Source organism: Chitinophaga filiformis, assembly GCF_021646545.1.
Lineage (GTDB): Bacteria > Bacteroidota > Bacteroidia > Chitinophagales > Chitinophagaceae > Chitinophaga > Chitinophaga filiformis_A.
This window is the reverse complement of the sequence record NZ_JAKIRP010000002.1, coordinates 19,886-35,146: the sequence shown is the minus strand read 5'-3', so window position 1 is coordinate 35,146 and position 15,261 is coordinate 19,886. Positions and strand designations below refer to the sequence as shown.

At 47.9% G+C, this 15,261-nt stretch carries 1 protein-coding gene; it reads right to left on the bottom strand.

Translation table 11 applies throughout. The annotated features are described in order from the left end of the window. Positions 1-11 precede the first annotated feature (11 nt). Positions 12-15,254 (bottom strand): non-ribosomal peptide synthetase, encoded by a 15,243-nt coding sequence (locus tag L3C95_RS06600; RefSeq protein WP_236386019.1) that lies wholly within the window; start codon positions 15,252-15,254, stop codon positions 12-14. Between the last annotated feature and the right edge of the window lie 7 nt (positions 15,255-15,261).

Genomic DNA, 15,261 nt, shown 5'->3' with positions numbered 1-15,261 from the left:
AACAAAACGGGTTACTTATCCTTGTCTGTGATGCTTGTTACCACCAATTGCAGGTTCCTGGGCAATGTGATGGCATCATAATGGTCTCCCTGTGTGAACAGATGCGTGAAGCGGCCGCTGGTATACCGTTCCCAATCTTTCATGTGGAGGAAATCATTATGAATATTCTGTTTGGCCTTAAAGGCGATAATATCTCCTTTTATCTTTCCTTTCTGTTCATACGCTTCGCTGAGACGGAGATTATGATAGAACAGTTGCTCGAGGTGGTTCCTGTGGGTATCTTCCAGCCCTACATCTGCCAGCCAGTCACGCAGCCAGTTTACCTCCTGCTGAATGGCATCCCTTGAAAGCTCTATCGACTGTTTACGTTTCTTTTTATCCCTGATGTCTCTGTCCAGGAGCAGCAAAGTGGTACGTATTCCTTTTTCCTCCAGCATCTTCGCTACTTCGAAGGCAATAGTACCACCGAAAGAGAAACCTGTCAGTACTACTTCCTTTCCTGGTTCATTCTCCAGTATAGCCGTCGCAAACCGCCTAACCTTTTGTTCGATGGTAGTGTCGAAATCTTTACCATCATCAAAGCCTGCATCCTGTAAACCATAGCAGTTATATGTTCCCTGCAGCGCTTTACCCAGTTCCATATATAACAAGGAAGTACCTATCAGGGGCGCAAAGCAATACATACGGGGCAGATCCGGTTCTTTCCTGTTCAGGCTTAACAAAGTGCCCTTCTGTTCTCCACGTGTATCAGCGAGTGCTAACAGTGATTCAATAGTGGGATGGCCAAGGAAATCGCGCAGTGATAATCTCAGGTTAAGCTCCTTATTCATCCTTGATACCAGCTGCACCGCCCTCATGGAGTGACCTCCCAGTTCGAAGAAGCTGCTGGTAACACCCACAGCATCCAGGTTCAATACTTCTGCCCATATTACAGCCATCTGACTTTCCAGTTCATTGCGGGGTGCTACAAATGTTGTAAGACTATCTATTTCCGGCGCTGGCAGCAGGGTCTTATCTACCTTACCATTGGTGGTCAATGGTACAGCAGGTATCAGTATGAACCATGCAGGTACCATAAATGCAGGTAAGAACCTGCCGATATGCTGTTGCAGCTCTTTCCGGTCTACTGCTGTTTGTGCTGTATAATAAGCCACCAGGTACTCTTCCTGCTGAAGTGATGTTTTGGTTACGATGGCCTCTTTTATGCCGGGATACTTCAGGATGGCAGACGCGATCTCGCCTGGTTCGATACGGAAACCATTCAGTTTGATCTGCTCATCCGCCCGTCCTGTATATTCAATCTCACCTTTATGATTCCATCTTCCCTTATCACCACTGCGATATAATTTGCCAGGACCAAAAGGATCAGTAACAAAGCGGGCAGCAGTCAGTTCTTCCCTGTTGAGATAGCCAATAGCCACGCCTGCGCCACCGATATAGATCTCTCCTTCTACACCTACAGGCTGCAGTTGTTGCAGTTCATCGAGAATATAGATCTGTGCATTATCTATAGGCTTACCAATAGTAATATAATCTGCGGATGTTATTTCACTGACTGTACAACCCACCGTTGTTTCCGTCGGACCGTATTCATTGAAGATCCTCATCTGAGGGTTCAACTCTTTCAGTGTGAGAACATGATCTGGCAGGAGGGCTTCTCCACCTACAATGGCAGTATTGACAGCCGTTTTCTCTAACTGTAGGCTTGCCAGTACACGTATATGTGCCGGTGTGATCTTTACCGCCGTCAGCCTGTCGTTTGTAAAGACCTCTTTCAGCGCTGCCAGTACATCTTCTTCCGGCGTCAGGCATACTTCATCACCACGCAGTAAGCCACTCAGCAGACTGGTAATGGTAAGGTCGAAAGACAATGAAGAGAATACGCCGAATACATGGCCGGTGGTATTGTCAAAGTAGTGACGGTTAACGAATGTCAGGTAGTTCATCAGAGATGCATGAGAGATCAGCACTCCTTTTGGCATACCTGTAGAACCGGAAGTGTAGATGATGTATGCGGGAGCTTCCTGGTTTACAGCTGGCAGTGTTCCGGGCACCGTCTGATCAATATCCTTTACAGCCCCATTCAGTGCCAGTACCCTTCCGCTCCACGGCCATCCGTCATGATCTGTCATTAACAATGTGGCCGCCGCATCATCGAGAATGTACCTGATCCTGTCTTCAGGCAGGGTACTGTCTATTGGAAGATAGGCGGCTCCTGTTTTGAGAATAGCCAGTATACTGATAAGCGACCACTCATTCCTGTTGACCATGATCGCCACCACATCTCCCGCTTTTGCCTGGTAGTGTTGTATGAGATAAGCAGCCAGTTTATCTGACAAGCTATCTAATGCTGTAAATGTGTACTTTGTCTTACCAGCAATAAGTGCATTCTTGTCAGGATGCATAGCAGCTACCTTCCTGAAGGCGTCTACAATGGTCACTGAAGGAATATCTGCACTGGTATCATTCAGTGTTGTCAACAGCAGCGTTTCTTCCTGCGCAGGAAGAAATTTTATACGGTTCAGCGATAAAGCTGGATATTCTCCTGCATTGATGATCAACTGATATATGTGTTCACAGAGACGGACCATTCTGGCCTCGTCAAACAACACTGTACTATACTCCAAGGTCAGTAAAAGATCATCTCCCTGTTTTCTGAAGAAGAATGTGAGATCAAACTTACTGATCTCTGTGGCTACTGATGCTTCTTCCACAAGCATATCCTGCAGGTTCAACAGGTCTTCTTCCTTCCTGTCTTCATCCTGTAATACCAGCATGACATTGAACAGCGTGCGCTTATTGAGCGGCTTGTATTCATTCACGGCATCTACCAGCAACTCAAACGGGAATGATATGCGGTCGTAAGCAGCAATAGCATTCGCCTTCACTTCCCTGAGCAAGGCATCAAATCCACATTCCTCATCAATCCGCGAACGAAGCGCGATGGTATTCAGAAAGAAGCCTATCTGATTTTGCAGATCGGGATGTTCCCTGCCGGTAACAGGCAATCCAAGCACAATATCCTTGTCTCCCGTATAACGATAGATCAGCAGCTTAACGATAGCAGCAAGCCCCATCATAAGTGTGGCCTCCTGTTCTTTTATCAGGGTGAAGAGTTTTCCGTTAAGTACTCCCTGCATCCTGCTGTAATATCTCTTGCCCGTATTATCCGGTATAGCAGGTCTTGGTCTGTCAGCCGGCAGTTCCAGCACCGGTATATCGCCCGAGAAGCGATTTACCCAGTATTCCCGGTGTTCCGACATCTTTGCGATGTTCTCCTCATTCTTCGTCCACATCACAAAGTCCCGGAACTGCAAGGGCAGCGGTTCCAATGGATTGGGTCTGTCTTCCAGGCATGCGGAGTACAGTATTACCAGTTCACGCATCATGACCTGCATCGACCATTCATCTGCAATGATATGATGTATACATACCAGGAAAAGGTATTGGTCATCTTTTACCTGCCACAGCTTTAATCTTAATAATGGTCCCATCCTGAGATTAATAGGAATACCGGCCCATTCTTCCGCCGCTACGAGGCTTTGCTGTTCCGCATCAGGAAGCGCCCGCAGGTCTTCAAAGCTTATCCAGTTATCGAAATCGTCATATTGTTTTATCTGCTGCACAGGTTTGTCGTTCACCAGGAACAGCACGGAGCGCAATATTTCATAACGCTCCACCAGCAGGCGTACAGCTGCTTCAAATGCAGTCCTGTTAAATGGTCCTCTAAGCCAGTAGGTATACGGCATATTGAACGTTTCCAGGTTGTTGAGCATCTGCTGCTGAATCCATAAGCGTTCCTGACTATTGGAAAGCGGATAATATTCCTGTACAGGCGCCGGCGGTATAGCGCTGAATAATTGTTTTCCACTCTGGTCTATCAGGGCAGCCAGGTCGGATAATACCGACCGCAGGAAAATTTCTTTCAGCGGTAGTTTTACTTCAAGACGTTTATAGATCAGGGAGGCTGTCTGTATCGCTTTCAGTGAGTGTCCTCCTAATGTGAAGAAGTTGTCGTTCCTGCCGATGTTCTTTGTACCGAGTACCTCTTCCCATATCTTAGCCAGCACCTTCTCCGTCATTGTTTCCGGGGCTATATAAGCACCTTTGGTTAGTCCGGGCACTGGCAGACGGGCACGGTCCACTTTGCCATTCCTGTTCAGCGGAACAGCATCCAGCAGCACCAGGTGAGCCGGCACCATATAATCCGGCAGGAAACGCTGCAGATATTCGCGGACGGTATCTGGCTGTATATTCCTGTCGCTAGCATAGTAAGCTACCAGGTATTTATCGGCGCCATTACCATAAGCCAGTACAGTAGCATGGGTAATGCCCTCCAGCCTGATCATCAGGGCCTGAATTTCACCCGGCTCTATACGGTAACCACGGATCTTCACCTGGAAATCTGCCCTGCCATTGAACCGGATCAATCCTTCCTCCGTCCATGAGCAGACATCACCGGTATTGTACATCACCGTGCCGGGTTGGTACGGATTATCAATGAAGCGACTGGCTGTCAGCTCCGGCTGTCCCAGGTACCCAGTGGCAATACCAGGTCCGCTGAAATATATTACGCCCGGAACACCTACCGGTAATAATTGCAGATTAGCATCCAGGATATATGCCGGCATATTGGATAAACCCCGGCCTAAGATCAGTGATTCATTCGCTTTCGTAAGCTGATACCAGGTACAGTAAATAGTAGTCTCTGTAGGACCATACATATTCCACAACACCTTACATCTATCCAGCAGCCGTTGTGCCAGCGATGCACTCAGGGTATCTCCCCCTGTGATGATCGTCAGTCCTTCTGTTCCATTCCACCCACTTTCAGTCAGCAGGTGCCACATACCCGGCGTTGCCTGCATAAAAGTGATTCCCTGCTGCATCATCAGCTGCAGCGCCTCAGGAGAGTGGACCTCATCCCTGCTGGCCAATACCACCGTAGCCCCATTTATCAATGGCAGCAGCAATTCCAGTACAGACATATCAAACGAAGCCGTTGTAATAGCCAGTAACTTATCGGTATTGTTGATACCCGTCTTTTTGCTAAGCCCCTGGAACAGATTATAAACCGCGCCATGAGGGATCATTACGCCTTTTGGTTTACCGGTGGAACCTGAGGTATAGATCACATAAGCTACATCCGCTGGCTGGATTTCATGAACACTGACTACTGCGTCTGACAACAGTTCTTCTGTGATTATCTGTCCCTGATAGAACGACAGTAAGGGCACTTCTTCCACTCCTGCAACAACTGCAGTTGCCTCACTGGTCTCAAGCAGGTATTGTAATCTTTCTGGCGGAGCGGTGATATCAAGTGGCAGATAACCGGCACCGGATTTAAGTATCCCCAGTATGGCAATCAGTAGCCATTCATTACGATCCACCATCACGGCTACGAGTTTATTAGCGCCCGCATAACCGTTGTGCTGCAGATAGGCGGCCAGTCTGTCGGCGCGTTTATTAAGCTCAGCGTACGTTATCTGCCGTTTACCGCTAACAAGCGCTATCGCTCCCGGTGTAGTTGCTGCGTGTCTGCCGATCAGTGTCCCCAGCGGTGTAAAGGGCGGGAATTCCTCTGCTATGTTATTATAGTTATGCAGCAAGTCATGTTCTTCTTCAGGACTCAGGTAAGACAATCGCGATATTGGTGTAGACGGTGCAGCTACTGCCGCTTCTATCAGCCGATGCAGATGTTGCCCCATACGTGTGATGCGGGCATGCGTAAACAGCGCACTGTTATATTCTATCTGCAATTGCAGACCATCCGCCTGTTGTTTAAAATAGAAGGTAATATCAAACTTGCTGCCCCCAAGATGCATATCCAGCTCTTCGTCACGACGGACTGTTCCGCCTACAGGCACTTCTTCATCTGCATCCCTGAGCACTATCATGACGTCAAAAATTGCCGAGCGGCTTACATCGCGGTTAATGTCTATGTCTTCCACCAGCAGATTGAAAGGATATTCCTGGTTAGCGTACGCTTCCAGCGCTGTCTCTCTTACAGCCAACAGATTGCCGGCAAAGCCCTCGTCTCCTGTGAGCGTGGTTCTAAGTACCAGGGTGTTCACATACAAGCCTATCTGGTCTTCCAGATCAGGGTGTTCCCTTCCGGCTACGGGCGTACCGACAACAATGTCTGTTTGCCCCGTATAACGATACAGGAGAGATTTCACGGCCGCCACCAATCCCATGAACAAGGTAGCCTGCTTACCAGCCACCAGTGACTGTAGTGCTGCCAGCACCTCGGCCGGAATAGTATGGTAATAATTTCCTCCCTCAAAACGCTGTATAGGCGGACGAGGGAAATCAGCAGGCAGTTCCAGTACAGGCAGATCTTCCTGCAGCTTACTCCTCCAGTATGCCTGCTGCGCCAATAGTGACGCACTATCACGATTATTGCGCTGCCAGCTTGTATAATCTTTGTATTGAACAGACAGCACCGGCAAACGAGCCTCTTCCTTGTTCTCCAGCGCCGTATAGATAGTTGTAAGTTCGCGCTTCAGTACCTGTAGCGACCATTCATCTGCAATGATGTGATGAATAACCAGCACGAGATAATGATGCGTGTCACTATCACTAAATACAGCGGCCCTTAACAAAGGACCATTACTAAGATCAAAAGGCTGGCGGGTGAATGCCGCTATCTTCGCCTGCAGACTGCTATCGGCAGCTTCGCTATGCAAATGGAAACCGGCAGATTGTCTCACCATCTGCACCGGCTTACCATCTATAGTATCAAATACGGTACGCAATATTTCATGACGGGCGATGAGGATCCCGAATGCTGCTGCAAGCAACTCCCGGTCCAGCTTACCCTCGTATTCAAACACCTCTGTGATAGAATACGCCAGGTCAATACCATCAAACTGATGTAATACCCACAGCCGCTGTTGTGCATAAGACACAGGGTAATAAGCCGCAGGTGCTGCTGATGGTATGGCTATATATTGTTCACGTTTGGAATGCTGTATGAAGGATGCCAGCGCTTCCAGCGTGGGATGTTTAAACACATCTTTCAGCGAGATCTTCACAGAAAGGTCTTTATACACCCTGGCTACCAGCTGCATGGCTTTTAATGAATGTCCTCCGCAGGTAAAGAAGTCGTCCGTTACACTTACCTGTGACAGACCAAGAATATCTCTCCATATTGCTGCGAGTTGTTTCTCCAGCTTGTTACGCGGTGCGATGTACTGGTTTCCGGTGGTAGTCAGCGGAACGGGTAGTTTTACTTTATCCACCTTTCCGTTGCTGTTCAGCGGCATAGCCTCCAGCTGTACGTACCAATTGGGAACCATGTACTCTGGCAGGGACTGCGACAAGTATGTCCTCAAATCCGCTGTAGTGATACTATGATCTGCCGTATAGTAGGCCACCAGCTGTTTATCCTCTTTTTGTGTCACTACAGTAACAAACACTTCCTTCACACCCTCATAAGCAGACAGCGCCTGCGCGATCTCTGCTGTTTCGATACGATAACCGCGGATCTTATGCTGTTCGTCCCTTCTGCCGGCATATCCTAATTGTCCGTTAAAGTACCAGCGCCCACGGTCGCCACTACGATATAAGAGATGATCGGTTAAGGTATGATGTATAAACTTCCCGGCTGTAAGCTGTGGTTGCCCGAGATAACCAGCTGCCACCCCGGTACCTCCGATAAAGATCTCACCCTCAATACCTACAGGCGACAACTGCAGCCTGTCGTCCAGTACGAGGATCTGCGCATTGGCCACAGGTGTTCCTATGTAGATACGGTTGTCGTCCTTCACTTCATAAACAGTACATCCTACTGTCGTTTCTGTAGGACCATATTCGTTAAAGATCCTGATATCAGGGTTGAGTTGTCGTAATATCCTGATATGTCCACTATGCAATTCTTCGCCTCCGGCGATGATCGTATGGACTTTGGTAGCCGTAATATTGAGCAGTTCCAGCGCACTGATATGAGAGGGCGTCAGCTTCACCGCATTTACTACAGCACTGGTGAAAGTTTCAGATAATACCTGTTCGATGTTCTCTCCGGGGAAGAGCTGCACACTGTCTCCTCTCAGCAATCCTGACAGAAGCCCTGTAATCGTGAGGTCGAAAGATAAGGATGTAAACACACTGAAAACATTGCCCCGCTGATCATTGAAGTACCAGCTATTGGCCCATAACAGATAATTCAGGAGTGCTTTATGTTGTATAATAACGCCCTTAGGATTGCCGGTGGAGCCAGATGTATACATTACATAGGCCACATCTTCCGGAGCAACAAGCGGCAAGGGACCGCTCTCCCATTGTGTAATACCTGTGCGGATAGCGGATGTAGACAGTACCGGCACATCTGCGATAGTGATTTCTTCATCTGCAATCACTAATACCGCCGCAGTGTCTCTGAGAATATAACTGATCCGCTGAACAGGATAAGTAACATCCATCGGCACATATGCGGCGCCTGCTTTCAAAACGGCCAGTACAGAAACGACCGCCCACTCATTCCGTGGTAAAAGCAACCCAACTATATTACCTGGTTTTAAGCCATAATGGCTGATAAGACGCGTAGCCAGACGGTTAGTATAGTCGTCCAGTGTTGAGAAAGACATTTGCCGTTCTTCGCACAATATTGCAGGAAGGTCTGCCCAGACAGGGCTGCGCAAGCCCAAGAGTGCCGGCAAAGTATCTTTGCTAATCGGTGCTACTGTTTTATTGAATACATGTAACAGTCTCTCTTTTTCCCCGGCATCCAGGAAATCCGCATCAATAACAGCAGCTCCGCCACATAATTGTTCCAGCAGTTTTCCGAAGTGCCGACCCATGAGCTCAATCCTTTCTCTTGCGAAGAGATCTGTGTTATATTCCAATGTCAGCGTAATACCATCTCCACGGTCGAGGAACCAGAAGGTAAGATCATATAAGCTGGTAGTAACACCCACCCTGTCTTCTTCTACCTGCAGACCATTCATTTGTGGTATAACTTCTTCCGCCTGCATACCCTGTTGCATGACCACTGCCACATCAAAAATGGGAAAGCGACTGAGATCACGTGGTATATCCAGCTCATCTACCAGTTTATCAAAAGGATATACCTGGTGCTCAAATGCCGCCAGCATAACATGTTTCACCTGATCCAGCAATGCCGGAAACGCTGCATTGCCATCAATGACAGTTCTCAGCGCCAGCGTATTCACATAAAAACCGATCTGTTCTTCCAACTGTAAATGTTCTCTTCCCGCTACTGTGGTACCCACGATGATATCTGTCTGTCCTGTGTAACGGTAAAGCAGCGCTTTCACAGTAGCTACTAATCCCATGAATAAAGTGGCACCCGCTGTTCCGGTCACTTCTTCTAAAGAAGTCCTGAGTGTAGCAGGGATATGAAAACGCAGCTGCTCACCATTATAAGTGCGATTGTTACCTCTGGCATGATCGAGCGGTAGTTCCAATACGGGTAATTCGCCGGAGAGCGTATTGTGCCAGAAATCCCTATGCTCCTGTAAGTTGTCGCCACTCAGCTGTTCCAGCTGCCACACCGCGTAATCTTTATACTGGAGCGGTAGTGGTTTATATTGATAAGCCTTTCCGCTATGAAATGCATTGTATGCGGTGATCACTTCTTTCACAAACACCTGCATAGACCATTCATCGGAAACGATATGATGTACAGCAAGCAAAAGCGTATGCTGATCTGCTGATAATTGCAATAACCAAACACGCAATAATGGTCCCTGGCTAAGAGAGAATGGCGTAGCTGCCATTAACTGTTTATATTGCTCTACCGTGCCGCTACCGTCGCTGAGATCATGTGTAACGATAGTGAAATCCAGATCATTTGCTACCATTACTTTCTGCCTGGGAGTTCCATTGACCAAAGGGAAAATCGTACGCAGACTTTCATGCTTTTCTATCACTTTCAGGAAAGCCTGCTGCAAAGCGGCCTGGTTCAGGGCGCCCTGTAAAGTGTAAGCCAGCGGACGACTATAAGCCACGAGGTTTTCTTCCAGCTGATCAATCACCCACAAGCGACGCTGCCCGTGTGAAAGCGGATAGTCCTGCTGAACGGGCGCCAGAGCGATCTGCTGATATTTTCCCGCATTCGTTCCGCTGATTAATACTGCCTGAGCAGAAATTGTAGTATGATTAAAGATATCGGCGATGGTCAGCTGTATCTCAAGCTCCTTATAAATACGTGATATCAGCTGTATGGCCTTCAATGAAGAGCCGCCAATGGTAAAGAATGAAGTATTGCGCCTTACTTTATCCACACGCAGAATAGCCTTCCAGATACCGGCAAGCTGCTGTTCTACACCCTCATGTGGTTCGTCACTGCCTTCCTGTTCCTTGCGGTCCGCAGGTCTGGGCAGCTTTTTCCGGTCTACCTTTCCATTGATATTCAGCGGAAAGGCCTCCATATAAATATAATGCACCGGCAGATGCGTAAGCGGCAGTTCTTTCTCCAGCAAAGCTCTCAATGTGGAGGCTTCATATTCTCTCCCACTGTAGTAACAGATCAGCTCCTGCACCAGCTCTTCGTCCTGCTGTACGATCAGCTCTACCTGGCGTATGTCCTCCAACCCCAGCAATGCCTGGCGTATGCCGTCCAGTTCTATACGCACACCGTGCAGTTTTACCTGATCATCTCTTCTGCCAAGGAGCTCAAGTATACCATCATTACTGTAGCGGCCTATATCGCCGGTACGGCAAACGAGGAACCGGTCATCTTCCAGCAATGGATTAGGTACAAATAAAGTATCCGTCAGTATGGGGTCAGTATACCCCAGGGTAACATATGGACTACTGATATAAACCTCTCCGATCTCTCCCTCCACACAAAGTAATCCATTGTTGATGACGGCAATGCTCGTATCGGCGATAGGTTTCCCGACGGGCAGCACATCTCCCGGCTCCCAATCCAAATTATCTATATGATAACAGCTCTTTAGAATAGTGGTTTCTGTCAGTCCGTACATATTCGACAGACGTGCGCCACCATTTACTTTCTGCCAGTTCAGCACATCGCGTCCATACAAACGTTCTCCCGCGAGTACAACATGTCGCAGTGCCGGCAGGTTAATACGCGATTCCTCCATTTCACGTGTAATAAGGCGAAACAGGGAGGGAACCGTCTGAAGAATGGAAATACGCATATCAGACAACCATTGCACCAGCGAAGGAATACGTTGACGGGTATCAGGAGCGGGTATGCATAATGTAGCCCCCGAAGTAAGTGCCACAAGTATATCTTTCAGGGATGCATCAAACGTGACAGGCGCTATCTGACTGATCCTGCTGTCAATGCTGACTGCAAATTCCTTACTATGCCATTGTATGTAATGACTGAGGCTACGGTGACTACCTTTGATGCCCTTGGGCACACCAGTTGAACCGGAAGTATAAAATACATAAGCAGGCGCGTCATCCGGGATAATAACATCCAGCGCTGCGGAAGATAATTCTTCCGGCAACACTTCATACGCTGGCAACATACTTTCCGGTGTAAAACAACGATACGGACGTTTTTCAATACCTATCAGCGATGAGAATGCAATGTCCAGTTCACTCAGGATCTCTTCTCCGGATGCGGGCATTTCAAGCACCAGGGGAATATCTCCTGCCATTCCTTTGACATGCTGCAGGGAATTGCTGTCAGTGATCAATATTACCGGATTCAGTTGTTGCAATATCCCTGACAATATACGTTGTGGTTGCCGCAGGTCCAGCGGCAGGTATACCCCACCACTTTTCATCACCGCCAGCATAGCCGTAACCAGGTTGATACCGGATGTGAGCACGACACCGATAGCATCTCCAGGGGTCACTCCTTTTGCTTTCAGCAATCTCGCCAACCGGTTACTGTCCTTCTCCAATTCTTCGTAACTAATCCTGGCCGCTTCTTCTTGGACAGCCACCAGCTGAGGATACAGCGCGGCTGTTTCAGCAAACAGCTGGAATACTGGTGTATGCGATTTTACGACTTGTCGTTTGTCAAAAGCTACTGCCCCTTCCGGCACCGACCTATTATGATACGTCAATGTCCGGAGACTGTTGTCGGGGGTTGCTAGTATTGCCGTGAGCAGCCTGTCAAGGTCTTCAGATATGGTAATGATCCGGCTCGCGTTGAACAGATCAGTATTATATTCGATACCGGCTTCCAGCACCTCATTCCGGATGCTGAACTGAAAACGCAGGTCTCCTTTACTGATGGATAAGAGCGAAGGCGCCGTTTCTATCTCTATTCCCTTCATTTCCTGTACTGCCGAAGTATCCAACTGCACATTCTGCAATACCACCGCCACATCAAATAAAGGGTTACGGGCGGGATCTGCATCTGCGCCCAACTCGTCTACCAGCAGATCAAATGGATATGTCTGATGCTGAAATCCGTTTACAGCACAATGTTTTACAGCCTCCAGCAATACCGAAAAGCCTTCGTTGCCATCTACCTGTGTTCTAAGTGCAATTGTATTGAGATAATAACCGATCTGGTCTTCCAATTCAGTATGCTCGCGGCCAGCAACAGGTGTACCTATTACGATATCTGACTGCCCTGTATAACGGAACAGCAAGGTTTTCACCAATGCTACCAATCCCATAAACAGGGTGGCTTCTTTTTTATTCAGATATGCCTGGAAAGCAATGCTTCTTTCTTTATCAATATTGAAATGATACTGCGCTCCTCTATAAGTGGGTATCTGTGGCCGTTGCCTGTCTGCCGGCAGCAACAATGCCTGTATGTCGCCGGCCAGCTGCTCCAGCCAGTATTTACGGTGTGTGCTATGTTCACTGTTCTCTACCTGTGTTATCTGCCAGGCAGCATAATCTTTATACTGCAGCTGCAATGGTGATAATGGACTACCCTTCCCATCATGATACGCATTATAGAGCAGTAACAATTCCTTTATCATTAGCTGCATCGACCATTCATCAGAAATGATATGATGGATACCAAACAGTAATGTAAATTCTTCCGCGGCGGTTTGCAGCAACACAATACGAAGCAGGGGTCCTTTATCAAGATCATAAGGTGTTTCTACTACTTCTCTCTGACGTTGTGCAATGATCAATTCAATATCTTCCCCTGCACTGATATCCTGGAAGGTAATTGCAAAACCTGATTCTGCCAGGCTATTGATCTTTTGTTTAGGTTCTCCGTTGTGTAATATGAAAACAGTTCTTAGCGACTCATGCCGCTCAAGCACCGTATAAAATGCTGCAGTTAATGCCTCCTTGTTCAGTTTTCCTTTCAGCCGATATGTCTCCAGTCCGTTAAAAGGCTGTGCATCCCGCAATCTTTGGGACTGCAACCATAAACGCCTTTGAGAATATGACAGCGCATAATGCGCCTGTACGGCGACGGGCCTGATGGACTGAAAAACCGCTTTCTTCGCTTCGCGGATCAGTATTGCCTGTCCGGCTATGGAAGTATGTTTAAAGATATCGGCAATGGTGAGCTGTACATCATGCTCCTTATAAATACGAGAGATCAGCTGGATAGCTTTTAAGGACGATCCTCCATTCACAAAAAATGAAGCATCCCTGCTGATATTTGTGATGCCGAGGATAGCCTGCCAGATGGTTAACAATTGCTGTTCCAGTCCGGCATGCGGCGCATCAAACTGATGCCCTGCCACGAGTTGTTCCGGTCTGGGCAAACGCTTTCTGTCCACCTTACCATTAATGTTCAGCGGAAAGCTGGCCAGCCACACATAATGTGCCGGCAGATGGCTGACAGGCAATTCTTCTCCCAATAGCTCACGCAGGTCAGCATCTTTTCGGGGATTACCCACATAATAACAGATCAATTCCTGCTGAAAGTCATCGTCCTGATATACGACCAATTCCACCTGATCCACCCCTTCCTGTTTCAGCATGGACGATTTAACTGCATCCAGCTCTACACGCACGCCATGGATCTTTACCTGTTCATCGCGCCGTCCCAGCAATTCCAGCGTACCATCCGGGCGGTAACGTCCCAGGTCGCCTGTTCTGCATACAATATCTTGCCGGTCTTTTACCAGCGGATTCTGCACAAATAGTGTCTGAACATTTTCCTGATCAATATAACCTTTGGTTACATAGGGGCTCTTAATATATACATCTCCTATTTCACCTCCTGTACATAAACCACTTTCATTGATAACGGCCAGCTGAGTATTGCTGATGGCTTTTCCTACCGGGATCACTTCTCCCGGCTGCCATTCCCAATGCGGGATACGATAGCAGGACTTGAGGATGGTCGTTTCAGTAAGACCATACATATTGTAGATAACAGTATGCTCTCCGGCAACAGCACGCCAGTTAAGCACATCCTTTCCGTATAACTTTTCGCCTGCCAGCACCACGTATTTCAATTGTGGTAAGATGATCTGCTGCTCCTTCATGGTCCTGGTGATGAGGCGGAACAAAGAAGGCACTGTTTGCAGCAGCGTAATGCCGGAATTGTACAGCCACTTTACGAGGGCCGGTAACTGATAACGCACAGCAGGATCAGGTATGCACAGGGTTGCGCCAGTGCTCAATGCAGTGAGTATATCTTTCAATGATGCATCAAAAGTGACCGGGGCCAACTGACTGATCCGGGTTGACTCATCCATCTTTAGTTCCCCCGCATGCCAATGGACATAATGGCTCAGGCTTTCATGGCATCCCAGAATACCTTTGGGAGTACCAGTAGTACCGGAAGTAAAGAAAATATAATTGCTGTCATCCGCCTGTTGTGGTACTTCTGGCAATGTAGTACTGAAGGCAGACAACGTAAGTGTTTCACAAGTATAATTATCACCTGTCAATCGGGCCAATGTATAACCTGACTCCTGTGTTTCAATCATACTGGCATCCAGCTGCAAATCTGCCAGTAAGCTATGCGCTGCCGCAGGGAGACCTATCAGCAAAGGGATATGCACTTTCCGTTGCAGGAGGAACTGTTGCAGCTTGTCCAGATCTTCTGAAAAGGTGATCAGCGCTGACGGATTTGTAAGCGACAGCATCTGTAATACACGCGCCGGCGCCTGGTCAATATCCAGGGGCACATACACCTGGTTGGTCTTGAAACATGACAGCATGGCAACAGTCAGCCTGATGCTGGAATGCATAACAACGCCGACGTTACTGCCGGGAGTAATACCGAGCGACAATAACACATGAGACAATCTGTTACTTTCCTTAGAAAGTGCTTCATAGCTGATTACATCGTGGGACTCTTCAATAGCTACCTTGTCTTTCAGCAATGCAGCCTTATTTTCTATAACGCTATGGATAAATGATTTCGACATCTGGAAT